Origin of the sequence: Borreliella chilensis (assembly GCA_000808095.1) — a bacterium.
In the GTDB taxonomy this organism is placed as follows: Bacteria; Spirochaetota; Spirochaetia; order Borreliales; family Borreliaceae; genus Borreliella; species Borreliella chilensis.
In genome coordinates this window covers 207,553-223,042 of sequence record CP009910.1, presented here as the reverse complement: position 1 = coordinate 223,042, position 15,490 = coordinate 207,553, and the positions used below count along the sequence as shown (strand labels likewise).

Genomic DNA, 15,490 nt, shown 5'->3' with positions numbered 1-15,490 from the left:
TTTAATAGGAGACTTTATGATTAAATCAATTTTGGATTATTTGTTGACTTTGCATCCTGTATTGTTGGGACTTTTAGGATCTACTTTCACTTGGTTTACTACAGCTTTTGGAGCAGCTGCCGTTTTTTTCTTTAGAAAGGTGGATAATAAAATAATGGATGCTATGCTTGGTTTTTCAGCAGGTATTATGATAGCTGCTAGTTTTTTTTCGCTTATTCAGCCAGCTATAGAAAGAGCTGAAGAGCTTGGATACATTACTTGGGTTCCAGCTGTTTTCGGATTTCTTGTTGGAGCATTTTTTATATATATTGTAGATGTATTTGTTCCAGATCTTGATAAACTTACTTTTATTGATGAGGATTTAACTAGACACGGTAAAAAAGATTTTCTACTCTTTACTGCTGTTACTTTGCACAATTTCCCAGAAGGATTAGCTGTTGGGGTTGCTTTTGGAGCTTTGGCGTCTAATCCGAATATTCAAACTTTAGTTGGAGCTATGCTTCTTACGCTTGGTATTGGCATTCAAAATATTCCTGAAGGAGCAGCCATTTCTTTACCTTTAAGACGGGGTAATGTTGCTTTGAGAAAATGTTTTAACTATGGCCAGATGTCAGGATTGGTAGAAATTGTGGGGGGTCTTATGGGTGCTTATGCAGTTTATTCTTTTACTCGAATTTTACCTTTTGCTTTAGCCTTCTCAGCCGGAGCTATGATCTATGTGTCAATTGAGCAATTAATACCTGAATCTAAGAGAAAAGATATTGACAATAAAGTGCCAAGCATATTTGGTGTTATTGGTTTTACGTTAATGATGTTTCTGGATGTTTCATTAGGCTAAAATTATCCAAATTTTCCACTGATATATTCTTCAGTTTTAGTATTTTTAGGATTGAAGAATAGTTCATCAGTTGGGCTTTCTTCTTCAATATATCCATTAAGGAAAAATGCAGTCCTGTCAGATATTCTTCCAGCTTGCTGCATGTTATGAGTTACAATGATTATTGTATAGCTTTCTTTTAAGTTTATTATTAGCTCTTCAATTTTTCCTGTTGATATTGGATCAAGTGCAGAAGTAGGCTCATCCATTAGGATTACATTTGGCTCTATTGCAAGAGTTCTTGCAATGCAGAGTCTTTGTTGCTGGCCCCCTGACAGACTTAAGGCATTTGTATTCAGTTTGTCTTTAACTTCTTCCCAGAGTGCAGATTTTTTTAGAGATTGTTCTACTATTTCATCTAGTTTTTCTTTATTTTTTGTTCCATGAATTTTTGGGCCATAGCTTATATTCTCGTAGATAGACATTAAAAATGGGTTAGGAGTTTGGAATACCATTCCTATTTTTCTTCTGAGCTCAAGGATATCGAAATTATTTGAATAAATGTTTTTCCCTTCATATATTACATTGCCTTCTATTTTAATGCCTTCAACAAGGTCATTCATTCTATTTAGAGTTCTTAAAAAAGTTGATTTCCCACAGCCAGATGGGCCTATTAAAGCAGTAATGCTATTTTTTAGTATTTTAATATTTATTTTATTTAAAGCCTTAAAGTCTGTATAAAATAGACTTAGGTTTTCTGCTTCTATTATAAATTCATTTTTTGTGCTGTCTTTTTCTTTTATCATTTATTTAATCCTATATAATTTGTTTATTAAAAATTTTGATGTTAAGTTTATTATTAGTACCATTATTACAAGTATTGAAGCTGTTCCAAATCCTTTGTCCAGGTGTCCTTCTTGAAATAACATCAGTAAGTGCACAGTTAATGTTCTTGATGGTTCATTTAAATTTGTTGCAAGTCCCAAGTGTGTTCCCATTGTAAAAAGCAATACGGCCGTTTCTCCTAAAGCTCTTCCTATTGCAAGAACTATTCCTGTTAGTATTCCAGGAATAGCTGCAGGGAACATAATTTTCATTATAGTTTCTGTTTTGTTTGCTCCTAATGCAAATGAAGCATACTTGTATGATTTTGGGATTGTTTTAAATGTTTCTTCGGTTGTTTTGACAATCATTGGCAATATCATTAATGAGCTTGCTATTGCCCCTGAAAGTATTCCCATTCCAAAAATTGGCACAAAAAATATCAGTCCAAAAAGTCCAAAAATTATTGCAGGAATTGAAGACAATATGTCAATACTCATAGACAGTATTTTGTAAAATATTTTGTTAGAAGTATATTCTGAAAGCATTATGCCAGTTCCTATTCCAATACATATTGAAATAGCAGTTGTTAGTAATATTACATAAAAAGTGTTTAAGATTAAGTAAGAAATTCCACCATATGCACCAGAATCTCTTGGAATAGATAATATGAAATTTGAATTCAACGGAGTGCTATTAGCAAAGTAATACATTTTAATAAAGGGTGCTTTAGTATTGTGAAAATAATGCCAAGGTACGATTGCTAGTGTTCCTTCTGTTTTTTCTATATTTTCTATTAGTTGTTCTTCTTGGCCTGTAAAATTTATTATTTCTAATTTAATGTCTTTTGATATTAAATTAATCCATTGTTCTTTACCTTTAATGAGTTTTTCAACCTCATCAACACCTAGTGTATTGATCATCTCATTTTCATTTTTTGTTAAAGTTTTTTTGCTTATTAGTACAGACATAGTTTTTATTTTTAAAGCTTTAATATTAGAATATCTCTTAAAGTCTAAAGATTCGAATTCTTCTTTTGTTAAATAGCTTATAGCACCTACTGTGCTGTTTATGGTTTGAACTACTTTTTTAATTGATGGTTCTATTTTTATGTATCTTTTATTAAACATATTGTTTTTGATTAGCGTTTTTAAAATAGCTTTGCTAGATACGTTATCAAGTGAATTGGCAATAGGTATAATATCTATTCCTTGATCTGAAATGCTTCCCCAGTGTGAAATTTTATTATTATATATATTGTAAATGTCTTCTGTTGAGATTTTGTCTGTATTGATATTTTTGTTAACAATGAAGGCAATTTTTATTTCTTTGCCTTCTATTTTAAATGTTACAAAGCTTTTCGTGTTGTTTAAAAATAAAGTTTGTTTTTTTTTAAAATAAAATAAAGAGTTGTATAATATGTATGCTATTATAAAAATTAATAGTGCTGTTAACAAATATGCAATAAAATTAATTATAAAGAAATAAAATTTGTTAATCAATTTGTTTATTTGAGTTTTGGTCACTTTTTATTTAACCTTTTGTTTGAAGATAGGATAAGATTTTTTAGTAGATTTGTAATTATTGAAAATAGCAATAGCACTAAAGCTGTAGAGAAAAGAGCTTCTCTATGGTTTCCCGAGGCATATCCCATATCCATAGCAATATTTACAGTTAGCGTTCTAATGGGAGAAAATGCATTTTTTATAAAAAGAGGAGAGCCTCCTCCTACCATTAATACTGCTACTGTTTCTCCAATAGCTCTTCCTATTGCTAATATTGTTCCTGCTAAAATGCCTCGACTAGCTGATGGTATTGTTATTTTATATATTGTTTGCCAATCTGTTGCTGCTAATGCGAGGGATGCAAATTTGTATGATTTGGGAACGGCTTTGAGTGATGAATAGCAAACGCTAATTATTGTGGGAACTATCATTATGCTTAAGATGAGTGATGAGCTTATTAAATTATATCCCAAATTGTCTTCTCTTTGGAAAGTGTTTTTTACTAAAGTGGCAATAAATGTGCTTCCAAAAAATCCGTAAACCACACTAGGGATTCCTGCCAAAAGTTCTATTACTGTTTGTAAAAATTGTTGATAAAATCCTTTTGCTTTTTCAAGCAAATATATTGCAAATCCCAATCCAATTGGCAAAGCAATTAAAATTGAAAAGAATGTAGTTAAAAAGGAATTAATAATGAAGGCTAAGATGCCATACGATTTTTGTAGATTGCTAGTAGGATCCCAATTTGTGCTAAATAAAAAGTTAGAAATTTTAATTTTGTTATGGACAAATGGTGTTATTCCGTTTTTTAATATAAAGACACCTAAAAACACTATTGATAGAAAGCTAATTATTGCAGATATAATAATAAAAGCTTTGAAAATAATTCCAACTATCTTTCTTTTTGTCTTTAAGTTTAGACACATTGTTTAAAAAGATCCCTTAAGGCTCATGTCAGTTCTAAATTGTATTACTTGATTTGATATTAAGTCAAGTTTTCTTTTCTTTAATTCAATTATGTTTTTATCCCTATAAAACCTTGTTCTTCAACGATATCTTGTCCGGTTGGGCTTGTCATAAACTCAATAAATTGAGTTACTATTTTATCCTCATACTTGCTATTTGTAACTATTATTAAATTTCTTTTAATGGTGTATTTATTGCTATTTATTGTTTCTTTTGTAGGGTATGTGCTGTTGACAGAGAGCGTGTTTAAACCCTTTTCTATTGAATTTTTTGCGTATCCAAGGCCTATATATCCTATTGAGTATGGAGTAAGACTTGTTTTTTCAATTACCTCTCCATTAGATTTTACTACTATTCCGTCTTGTCTAAATTGAGCTTCTTCGTGAGTTTTAAATATTTTATTAAGAAGTAGATCTTTTATAGAGGAATAAGAACCAGAAGAAGAGTCTCGATTAATGAAGTTGATTTTAGCATCAGGGCCTCCCACTTGTTTCCAATTTTGGATTTTTCCATTTAGTATTTTAGCTAGATTTTCTTCTGTAATATTTGTAATTTTTATCTCAGGGCTTGTGATGAAAATTAAAGCATCATAAGCAAATACGGTTTCTTTTGCTCCTTGTTCAATTTCCTCTTTTGTTAAATCTCTTGATGATATAGCTATTTTATAGATATTGTTAAATAGCCCGTTTATACCAACGCTACTCCCTTGTGCATCGTAGGTTACTTTAGTATCATTTCTTATTTTATTATATCTTAAAATCATTTCGTCTAGTATTGGGCTTACAGTTGTAGAACCCCCAATTGATACAATTTTTTCATTGTCTTTATTTTTACAGTTGTATAATAGACTTGTTGATAGCATAAGAATTAAGATAATAAATTTTTTCATCAAGTAAACTCCTTTGTTTAAATATATAATAGCATTAATTTAAAATAAGTCAATTGTAAATTAACTTTATTGATTAAGTTATAATTGGGGAATAATAGCAAATATTTTAATTTTTTGGTATAAATTTATTAGATTTGTATGTTGAATTTTGCGAGGTATTAAATGGCGGTAGTGAAATCTAGTGAGATTGAAAAAGGTTCTTTTTTACTTATCAAAGGTGCTCCACATATTGTTCTTGAGAGAGAATTTTCAAAAACAGGTAGAGGAGGGGCAATAGTTAGATTAAAGCTTAAGAATCTGAAAAACAAATCTGTCATTAGAGAAACTTTAAAAGGGGCAGATACTGCTGAAGGGATTGAGATTCATGAGGTTAGTGCCCAGTATTTATACAGGGATAATGAAGTTTTGGTTTTTATGGATTTAGAAACTTATGATCAAGTTAATTTGGATTTAAAGGAAAGTTCTAGTTTTCAAGATAAATTGCCTTTTTTACAGGAGTCGGAAATCTATTCTCTTATAACATTTGACAATTCGGTTATTGATATTAAGTTAGCTCCAAAGATTGCTTTTGAAGTTGTAGAGGTTGAGGCGGCTGTTAAGGGTGATACTGTAACAAATGCAATGAAAAATGTTACTCTTAATACAGGGCTTGTAGTAAAAGCTCCACTTTTTATTAACGTTGGAGATAAAATTTTAGTTAATTCTGAAACTAAAGAGTATGCAGAGCGGGTTAAAAGTTAAATTAATATTATTGTTTTGTTATGTTTTTTGTTCTTGTGAGATAAATTACCCAGAGATAAAAGAAGTTGATTATAAGGTAAATTATTATTTTACTGAGAATCGTTTAGATTATTTTATGAGTTTTGATTTTGCAATTAAAGTATTAAATCCAAAAGATGTTTTTAAATTATCAATAGAGAATAAGGACACTAATGAGTTTATTCAAGTTCTTAACAAGAATTATAGTTCTTCTTTTATTGATTCTAGTCTTGGCAATGATATTCTGTACTGTAGAGATTTGAGGTTTAATTTTTTTGATAAAACTTTTGAAGATTTTACCTCATCTGTTCTTCTTTTTGATAAGGGCATGAGAGTATACGATAAAGAGCTTGTTATTTTTTTAGATATGTCAAAATATGATTTAGATGATGTTCACAATTATGTGTATAAGTCGAAAGACATGGCAATGCTGAATAAGTTAAGTAATTCTAAAGTATTTTTTGTTAAAACTTTTAAAGACAAGCTATATCCCGTTTCTTCAGTTGTTAAGATCGATTCACTAGATGCCTTAGAGATTGATCAAGCACTGGATAATTACATAAGTTTTTATTATGTTGGAAAAAATTCAAATCTTTTTTTTAAGGTAAATTAAAAAGATCAAATTGGGCCCACCAGGACTTGAACCTGGGACCTACCGATTATGAGTCGGGTGCTCTAACCAACTGAGCTATGGGCCCTTAGCTTTAATTATTATATTGATTTTTTATTTATTGTCAAGTTCATTTTGAATAATTTCCATCTTAGAAGTTAATGCATCTAATTTGTTATTGATTTTATCTTTTTCTTTTGCTAAGACTTGCATCTTTTGTTGAATGTTGTTTATTTCTTCCTGTTTTGTTATTTTTATTAAATCATTATTTAAATTTAATATTTTTTGACTTGTTTTGTCTATTTTTTGGATTATTGAGCCGATTGCGTTATTTTTAGCCGGGATTTTATCTTTTTTTGCGGTTTCAATAAATTCTTCAGCAATTTTTTTTAAAATATTTTCTTTGTTTTTTATAATAACGTTAATTTCGGTTTTTATTCTATTCTTTTTGTATATTTTTTCTTTTTTGCTTGTATATATTATTTGTTGTATTTCTTCTTTTTTGCTTTTTATATTTGTTTTGATGTCATTTATTGCTTTAAATTCTTTAGCAATTTCATTGTTTAATTTTTTATTTAATGAAAATTCATCTATTATGTTTTCTAAGTTTTCAGAAAGGTAATATTTTGCAAATACTTGTTTTTCGAATTCTTTTGATATTTTACATATATTTACTATATTGATAATGTTGTTTATTGTTGAATTGATTTTAAGTATTATTTTTTGTAAAAAATTTTTTGTTTTATTATCACTTGTTAAATTTATTTTTTTGTATTTTTCAGGTTTTAATTTATAAAAGTTCATTTTGTATCTTGATATTAATTCTAGATTTTGAGGATAAATTTTGATTATTGTTATAGCAATTTCTTTAAGGTTTTTTTTATATGATTTTCTAATTGATTTATACTCTTTTTTAAGAATACAAATTTTTTTGTTTAAATTTTTTAATATGTTTTCATTTTCTTCTGACTTGCTTAAATTGCTTTTCATTTGATATAATTCTTTTTCTGCTAATTTTAGATTAGGATAGTGTTTTAAATTTTTTAATTCTACTATATTGCTATTTTTCAATATTTTTCCAAGCTCAATTAAGCTTTTTTCTTTTTCTAGTTTTAACAATCTGATTTCTGATTTGATTTTGTTTATCATTGGAACTCTGGTTTCATTTTATGCTCTGGCAACTTTTTTTTCAAGCTCAAATTTAGATATTTTGTAATAAATTTTACGACCGTGTGGACAATGTTTGATTTCTAGTTTAAAAAATTCAGTTATTAAAAATTTGCTAAATTCAACGCTTAATATATCATTGGTTTTAACAGCCTTTCTGCAAGCAATAGTTGCATATAAATCAGATTCAAGAGAATTTATTGTCCTACTTTTTCTTGATTGAAAAAATTGAATAAGAGTATTTTCGTATTGATTGCAAATATTAGGAATAGATTCAAGTTGATATTTTTTAGGGTTTATTTTAGAGATTATAATGTCCATTTTTTTGTATTCTTCGATTTCACTGTCTATGATTTTTTCTGTGTTTTCATCATCTATTGTGAATTCAATTGGTATTAAAAGGTTTTGAATGGTTTTTTTTGAATTTCTAAGGTTTTCATATATTATTTTTTCATGAACTGCGTGCTGGTCTATGAAATAAATTTCATTTACTTGTTCAACGATTAAAAATTCAGAAAATATTTGCCCGATATAGTTAAATTTTATTTCTTCTTTTTCATTTCTGTTTGGCAATTCTTCAAATTCTAAAAAGTCATCAGAGAAAATGTTTGCAATGTTTTCTTTAAATGTTGGTCTGTTTTGTATAATTGAATTATACTTGCTAAAGTCAAGATTATTTTGTATTATGTTTTTGCTTAGCGCATTTGCAAAGTCTTTTGTTTCTACATTTTTGTTTTGTAATGCTTCATGTGTGTCAACTCTGTTAAAGTTTCCTGGTTGGTTTTTAATTTCTATTAAATGGCCATCATCTGTTAACTGTCTTTTTATTATTATGTCGTTATAGTTATTTATGTCTTTATCGAAAAAATTATTAATATTGTCAGAGATTAGTTTAAATAGAAATGGAAGATTGAAAAATCTTACCTCTTTTTTTTGTGGGTGGACATTAAAGTCAATATGTTCAGGATTTATTTCTAAAAATAAATAACATATTGGAAAATTGCCAGGAGACAGTATTCTGCTGTGGCCATTAATTATTGCTTCTAAGAGATCTTTTTGATCGATAGCTCTTCTGTTGATAAATGTTTTAATATTCCTTTTACTTTTTTTAGAAAAATTGTCTGATGCTAAAAATATTTCTATTTTTATATTTTCATATTCTTTTTTTAAAACCTTGAACTTATTATTTTCTATTACATGCCCGTATACATTTTGCACTCTATCAATCAACGATTCTTTAAAGTAAATTTTTCTTAGTTTTTGATTCAAATTAATTTCGAAATTGATCTCAGGGTGGGTTATTATTTTTTCTTCTAAAACTTTTAGACACATTTTTGTTTCAATAGGCTCTTGCTTTAAGAATCTTTTTCTTGCTGGAAAGTTGTGAAATATTTTTGTAACATCTACGATTGTTCCATTTATGGCAGGCTGTTTTTTAAAATATTTTTCAATGCCATTTTCTACTTCTATCCGATAGCTTTCATTACTAGCTATTGAGCTTGTTATTGAAAGGTTAGAGCAAATTGCAATACTGGAGAGAGCTTCTCCTCTAAATCCTAGAGTTTCTATTTTTCTTAAATCTTCTTCTGAGGATATTTTTGAAGTAGTGTGTGGTAGATAGCAGATTTTTAAATCTTCTTGACTTATCCCGTTTCCATTATCTATTACTAGGATTTTATGAATTCCTCCTTCTTCAAGAAAGACTTCAATTTTAGTAGCTCCAGAATCTATTGCATTGTCTAATAATTCTCTTAATATTGAACATGGTCTGTCTATTGATTCTCCTGCTGCTATTTTTTGAACTAGGTATTTATCCAAGAATCTTATTTTGTTCATTTAAATTTATATTCCTATTATTTTTTTAATATTTTCATTTTTTTTGTAATTTGGAAATTTTTTGATAAGTTCTCTTAATGTTTGATCATTGTTATTTTCGTTGTATTCTATTATTCCTAGTGCATGCAAGGCTTCTGGATTGTTTGGTTTTAATTTTGTGTATTCCTTGAGAAGGTCTTTAGCTCTTGTGTTGTCATTCATTTCAATCAAGGTGGTTGCAAGATTATATTTTGCTTCAATATCTGAATTGGTTATTGCTTTTTCAAAAATTTCAATTGCTTTTTGATAATTTTTTTCTTTTTTGTAAAGTATTCCAAGATTGTTTAAGGCTAATTTATTGTTTTTATTTATTATCTTTTCAAGAGTTGAGATTGCTAGAGTTTTATTTCCTGTTTTTTCGTATGCCTTTGCTAGATTTATATAGGCTGAAATATTTTCAGGGTTTTTTTCAATTACTAAACTGTAAAGTGACATGGCATTTTGATAATTTTTGTTTTTAAGATTTATAGATGCTTTTAAATATAAATATTCGCTTTTTTCTGGATTTAAGTTAATGGCTTTGTTTATGGTTTCAAGAGATTCTTCAAGTTTATTGTTCTCAAATTTTGCTATTGATAGGTTATAAATAGCAATTTCGTTATGTTTTTTTGCATTTTCATTAAAAAAGCTTAAATATTCTTCACTTTTTTTGAAGTTGCCTAAGTTGTTTGCTATTATTCCAGCTTTTAATGCATAATTTAGTTTTTTAGTGAGATTGTAGGCATTTGTAAAACTGGTAAATGCTTGTTGCATATTGCCATTTTTTTCCTCTGCTATTCCTTTTTGGTAGTAGGCAATGTCATAATTTTTATCAATTTGTATGGCTTTCTCAAAAGATTCTATTGCTTTTTTGTTTTCGTTTAGCATCATTAAAGCTATTCCTTTGTTATTATGCGCTTTTTTATGATTTGGGTTTAGTTTTATTGCTTGATCAAATGATTTTATTGAATGTTCATACTTTTTAAGCTTGAATCTAATTATTCCAAGTTTATAGAAATCTTCTTGAGTATTTGTGAGGTTTGCAATTTTTTCATATAAATTTTCTGCTTTTGGCAAATCTTTACTATTTTCATAAGCTTGCGCTAAAATTTTAGAGGCATAAATGTCATTAGGGTTTGTTTTTAAGAATTCGTTTAAATCCTTAAGGGCTTGCTGACGAGTTTTTGTGTTTTCAAGATCAACAGGTTTTATTGAATAAACTTTAGATTTAAGGTCTTCCAAGTGTTGTATTTTATTAGCTTGAGCTAAAGCTTTAGAGGCATAAGTGTCGTTAGGGTTTGTTTTTAAGAATTCGTTTAAATCCTTAAGGGCTTGCTGACGAGTTTTTGTGTTTTCAAGATCAACAGGTTTTATTGAATAAACTTTAGATTTAAGGTCTTCCAAGTGTTGTATTTTATTAGCTTGAGCTAAAGCTTTAGAGGCATAAGTGTCGTTAGGGTTTGTTTTTAAGAATTCGTTTAAATCCTTAAGGGCTTGCTGACGGGTTTTTGTGTTTTCAAGATCAACAGGTTTTATTGAATAAACTTTAGATTTAAGGTCTTCCAAGTGTTGATTTTTCTTGTCTTTTTTATTTAATTTGGGGATGTCTTTTTTGTAAGGATCTTTTGGTATATTGACTAGATTTGGTTCAATATCTTTTTTTATTAAGGTTAATAGTAAATTAGAAGCATCTTTATTTTTTAAACTTTCAATCAATTCATTTACTTTTTGGAATTTATTGCTTAAGCCTTTTTTAATTAATTCTTTTAATCTGTTTTTTCCAAGTTTTACCCTGCCTGTATTAATGTCATCTAATATTTCATAGAGTTCTTTTTTTATCAAGTAACTATATGGTCTTTGGATTTTTCCAATTATTGTTTGACTGGGTGGAGAAAGATCACTTTCTTTTTGGGGGTCTGAAGGAATTTTTTTTAAAGGTGTAGTATTATCATTGTCTGGATGTTTATTGATGTCTGTTTTTTTAAAAATATGTTCTGGATTTTTTTCTTTGGGAAAATCTATGTTCTGCTTATCATTTTCTATTTTTTGAGATTTGTCTAAGATATTCTCACTGTTTGATTTTTCATTTAATTTTTTTTTTATCTTTTCCAGATTAAATAAATTTTTTTGGTCATTAATATTTGATTTAAGATTTAGAGGTTGTATTGTTTGATTTTCTTCTTTTGGTTTTGTATCTGGGTTTATTTTTTCTGGGATTTTGCTTTTTTTAAATTCAGATATGTCTTCATCTTCAATGCCAATGTCATCTGCCCTGTTAGAGTAGTTTTCTGTTATTGCGGTGTCTTTAATGTATCTATTATTAAATGCTATATCAAAATTTTCGTTTTCATTTGTTTTTGTATTATCTTGGCCTTTGATTTTGTCTAATATTTGATTTGCAGAATCTCTTTGTAAGTCGTTTGATTCAAAAGGGCTGCTATTAGCAATTTCTGCTAGTGTATTTGTAAGCATTGAAATGTCTTCATTTTGAGGGTATTTGTCTTGCAGAAGTTTTGCAACAGAATATGCTTTTTTATAGTTTCTTTCTATTATACTGTTTTTAATTTCGTTTAGCATTATTTCTTGGTTTTTGTCGTTTAATTTGCTTTGGTATATATAGTAACCAAAGCCTCCAAATGATGAGATAAGTAAAAAAATTAAAAGCAATAATACTGAAAAATTTGTACGTTTTTTATTCATCTATGTATAACTCCTCTTGCCAGTTAAGTTTTTCTAGCTCAATTAAAGAATTTGTTTCTAGGCTGTCTTTAAAACTATCTTTGAGTATTTTATTTTTATCTTCTTTTGCGTATACAATATGCTCAGCACGTCCTTTTAAACTTTTGTCAAGTTTTTCAAGATTAATTTTTTCATCTCTTAAATAGCTTATTATAAGCAAAATGTTGTCTTTTTTTTCTGTTTTTGACCTAAGGGTAATAAATTGTGAATAGTCGTGGATAGCCATAGTATATGAATCCCAGGCTTTTTGATATTCTTTTTCTTTAGATGTTATTTTGCCCTGTTGAACATAAGCATTAGCTCTGTTTAGTAGTGCGCTGTCATAATTGGGCTTACTTTTGATAGAATTAGAATAATATTTTATTGCTAGAGGGTAATAACCTTCTCCTCTGTTAAACATTATGTTGCCTAATTCATAATATAGTATGTAATCAATCTCACCTCCTATTGCAATTCCATCAAGCAGAGCTCCTTCTGCTTCTGTTAGTTGGTTATTTTCTCTGTATGCTACTGATAAAAAGTAGTAGCCTAGTTGTACTTTTGGATATTTTTTAATAGCGTCGCTTAGAGTTTCAATTGCTTGAATGTAATTTTTGTTTTTCATTTCTTCTTTGCCAATTCTAATTAGCCTTTGAGAATATGCCAATTTTGAATTAAATATTAAAATTAGAAATAAAATAAAAATTGTAAAATTTTTATTTAACAATAAATAAATCTTCATTTTGTTCCCATTATATTTATTTTAGATGTAATGTCTTCAGATTCCATAAATTTTTTTAAAATTTATTTTCTTGTTCCAATTTTGTTTTGAAAAAAAGAAATAAATTCTAATAAGCCATTTTTTTCATTAGATTTTATCTCTTTATTGTTTTTTAATTCTACCAGATTCTCACAATATATCAAATAGTATATTGCAGGTAATAATTGTTTTTCATTTTCATCTTTTATTTTTTCAATAAGATTAAATCTTATATTTTTGAGAATAATTTTTAGAATTCTTGATCTTGTTTTTAATAATTTTATTAAAAGATATGATTTTTGGTAATCTAACTGATTGGGATTTATTTTTTGCATTTTTATTATTTTTTTAGGTATTGCAATTTTATTTTCGTCAAGGTAAAGTAGCATATTTGATATAAAATTGAAATGCTCATTTTCGATATTTGGATAAAAAGATAGAAAATATACAAATATTTGATTTTGTACTTCGAAGTTTTTATTTTTGAAAAATTCTTTCATGTGTTGACAAAAATTTTTTTTATCCTTGGAATCAGCATAAATGTAGAATGCAATCCATCCATAAGTTTCTATATTCTGAGAATTTTCTTTGACATAACTCATAATGCTTTTTAAGAATATGTTTTTAATATATTTTTCTTTAAATATGATGGAGCTTTCGTAAGGGTTGAAATTTGTTTTGTCAAAGGATATAAAAAAATCTTCTGCTTGAAGTTTTGCAGTTATAATTTCTTTGATTTTTTCTTTTATGTTGATTAACTTGTATTTTTCAATGTATTCAAGAGCATCTATGAAGGCTTCCCAATTGTTCGAAATTTTATCTTTAAAAAACCAATTTAAATACTTTTTTGTTATTGTTTTTTCAATTATATATAAATAACATTTTAATGTATTTTTAAAATCTTTTGGGGTGTATTGTGTAAAATCACTGAAAAAATAATTAAAGTTGATATTTTTATTCGAACCTTTATAAAAAATTTCGTTAAGATTTAAAGTTTTGATTGCACGTAAATATTTTAAAATTTCATTGTATTTTAGTGCTAAAATTTCTTCTTCCAAGAACTTGTAATGTTTTATTATAATTTTGATAAAAATATTTTTACTCAAACATCCGACTGGCCAATATGTAAGAATGAGTATTTTTTTTAGTTTTATTAGCCTACTTTCTTTGTTGATTAAGCTTGATTTAAAAATTTTTTGATTCTCTGATTGATTTTTTAAATTCTTATTTAATATGCTTAAGATTTTAGTTTTATTTTTGTTTCTTACAGCTATTAGGATATCTATTGTTTGCTCTAAGTTGGCAATGTTAATATTGCTAGAAAAATTTAATATCATTTGTTTGTAAATATCTTTTTTTTCTTGAGAATAATAAGGATTATTTTGTATTTCAATGAGTTTTAAAAAGTTATTGGATTTTAATTTATATTGTATTCCCATCTTTTTTGTGTTGAAATTAGTTTCTTTGCTTATTTGAGATAAGTTTTTATTTCTTATTATTTCTAGTATCCATTTTTTAATTATTTCATTTTGAGTTTTTTTGTAAAAATATTCTTCAAGTGAAGTGTTTAATGCATTTTTTTCCTTTTCATAATTATTGCTAATCTTTATAAGTTCGATTATTTCTGTTTTTTCTAATTTGTAAAGTTGGGAAGAAATACTATATTTTAAAACTTTTTCTTCTATATATTTGATTATGTATTTCTTCAATGTGGTAAGGGAATCGTAAAATTCTAGATCCCTTTTAATCGTTTTCATTAATCTCTTTTTTTATAATTTTTATTAGATTTTTATCTTTTTTTGCGAAATTTATTATTGCTTCTAAATAACCTTCAATAGTACCTATGTCAATTCTTTTCCCCTCAATATTTTTATATAATACTTTTTTTTGATCCATCAGCTTTTTTAAAGCATAAGTGTGGTAATATTCCCCTTTTTGGTGCAATTTGAATCCTTCTTCTAAATGTTCAAAAAACTCATAGTTATACAAAAATCTTCCAATAGATGCTTTATTGCTGGGCTCACTTCCAATTTTTGGTTTTTCAACAATATTTTTTACATGTATTTTATCTTTGTAGAGATCTATTATCCCATATCTGTTTAGATTCTCTGGATTTTCAATAATAGATAATATATTTTGACCAGTTTTTTCATGAAGCTTGATCAATTGTAAGCTTAATGGGGTATTTCCTATGTGAAGATCGTCAGGATAAGCTACAATCACAGGTTCTCTATTTATCCAAGGTTTTGCATAAAGTAGTGCATTTCCTGTGCCCAACATTTCTTTTTGCCTTATGAAACTTGTATTAATGTTTTTGTTTTTGATCATTTCTAATTCATTTTTTTTATTTTCTTTTAAAAAAATATTTTCGAGTTCAATTTCTTTATCAAAATAATCCTCAAGAACTTTTTTTCGTCTTGAGCTTATTATTAAAATGTCTTTTATTCCTGAATCGATAAATTCTTGGATAATGTAATCTATGGCTGGTTTGTTTAAAATTGGTAGCATTTCTTTTGGAATTGTTTTTGTTATTGGTAAAAATCTTGTTCCATACCCAGCTGCTAGAATAATGCCTTTCATACTTTTCTCTCTTAAAATAAGATTATAGCAAAAATTTAATTTT

The 15,490-nt window shown here is 27.3% G+C and carries 13 protein-coding genes and 1 tRNA gene; 3 read left to right on the top strand and 11 right to left on the bottom strand.

The window, feature by feature from the left end; genetic code table 11:
• Positions 1-16 precede the first annotated feature (16 nt).
• Positions 17-838, top strand: coding sequence for a dihydroorotate dehydrogenase (locus OY14_01080; protein AJA90050.1), 822 nt, complete (start codon positions 17-19; stop codon positions 836-838).
• A gap of 2 nt (positions 839-840) precedes the next feature.
• Here OY14_01080 and pstB read toward each other — a convergent pair whose 3' ends face one another.
• The 4 genes from pstB to OY14_01060 form a co-directional block, all read right to left on the bottom strand.
• On the bottom strand, positions 841-1,623 hold the full coding sequence (gene pstB / locus OY14_01075; GenBank protein AJA90049.1) for a phosphate ABC transporter ATP-binding protein: 783 nt from the start codon (positions 1,621-1,623) through the stop codon (positions 841-843).
• Complete coding sequence (locus tag OY14_01070) at positions 1,624-3,165, bottom strand: phosphate ABC transporter permease (GenBank protein ID AJA90048.1); 1,542 nt, start codon at positions 3,163-3,165, stop codon at positions 1,624-1,626. It abuts the gene before it with no gap.
• The gene (locus OY14_01065; protein ID AJA90047.1) at positions 3,162-4,070 is read right to left on the bottom strand and encodes a phosphate ABC transporter permease; all 909 of its coding nucleotides are present in this window, start codon (positions 4,068-4,070) and stop codon (positions 3,162-3,164) included. Before OY14_01065 ends, OY14_01070 begins: the two co-directional genes overlap by 4 nt.
• A gap of 89 nt (positions 4,071-4,159) precedes the next feature.
• Positions 4,160-4,999, bottom strand: coding sequence for a phosphate ABC transporter substrate-binding protein (locus OY14_01060; GenBank protein AJA90046.1), 840 nt, complete (start codon positions 4,997-4,999; stop codon positions 4,160-4,162).
• Positions 5,000-5,161: 162 nt separating this feature from the next.
• On the opposite strand from OY14_01060, the gene OY14_01055 reads away from it, so the two are divergent.
• Both OY14_01055 and OY14_01050 read left to right on the top strand, forming a co-directional pair.
• Positions 5,162-5,740 (top strand): elongation factor P, encoded by a 579-nt coding sequence (locus OY14_01055; GenBank protein AJA90045.1) that lies wholly within the window; start codon positions 5,162-5,164, stop codon positions 5,738-5,740.
• The gene (locus OY14_01050; protein AJA90044.1) at positions 5,718-6,371 is read left to right on the top strand and encodes a hypothetical protein; all 654 of its coding nucleotides are present in this window, start codon (positions 5,718-5,720) and stop codon (positions 6,369-6,371) included. Before OY14_01055 ends, OY14_01050 begins: the two co-directional genes overlap by 23 nt.
• An 11-nt stretch (positions 6,372-6,382) precedes the next feature.
• On the opposite strand, the gene OY14_01045 is transcribed toward OY14_01050, so the two are convergent.
• The 7 genes from OY14_01045 to OY14_01015 form a co-directional block, all read right to left on the bottom strand.
• A tRNA-Met gene (locus OY14_01045) sits at positions 6,383-6,456 on the bottom strand.
• 26 nt (positions 6,457-6,482) lie between these two features.
• Positions 6,483-7,517, bottom strand: coding sequence for a hypothetical protein (locus tag OY14_01040; GenBank protein AJA90043.1), 1,035 nt, complete (start codon positions 7,515-7,517; stop codon positions 6,483-6,485).
• Positions 7,518-7,535: 18 nt separating this feature from the next.
• Positions 7,536-9,371: a DNA mismatch repair protein MutL gene (locus tag OY14_01035; GenBank protein ID AJA90042.1), complete on the bottom strand. Its 1,836-nt coding sequence runs from the start codon at positions 9,369-9,371 to the stop codon at positions 7,536-7,538.
• A 6-nt stretch (positions 9,372-9,377) separates the two neighbouring features.
• Positions 9,378-12,089: a cell surface protein gene (locus OY14_01030; GenBank protein ID AJA90041.1), complete on the bottom strand. Its 2,712-nt coding sequence runs from the start codon at positions 12,087-12,089 to the stop codon at positions 9,378-9,380.
• Positions 12,082-12,849 (bottom strand): hypothetical protein, encoded by a 768-nt coding sequence (locus OY14_01025; protein AJA90040.1) that lies wholly within the window; start codon positions 12,847-12,849, stop codon positions 12,082-12,084. Before OY14_01025 ends, OY14_01030 begins: the two co-directional genes overlap by 8 nt.
• Before the next feature lie 62 nt (positions 12,850-12,911).
• Positions 12,912-14,624, bottom strand: coding sequence for a hypothetical protein (locus OY14_01020; GenBank protein AJA90039.1), 1,713 nt, complete (start codon positions 14,622-14,624; stop codon positions 12,912-12,914).
• The gene (locus OY14_01015; protein ID AJA90038.1) at positions 14,611-15,447 is read right to left on the bottom strand and encodes a nucleotidyltransferase; all 837 of its coding nucleotides are present in this window, start codon (positions 15,445-15,447) and stop codon (positions 14,611-14,613) included. The genes OY14_01020 and OY14_01015 overlap by 14 nt, the downstream gene beginning before the upstream one ends.
• Between the last annotated feature and the right edge of the window lie 43 nt (positions 15,448-15,490).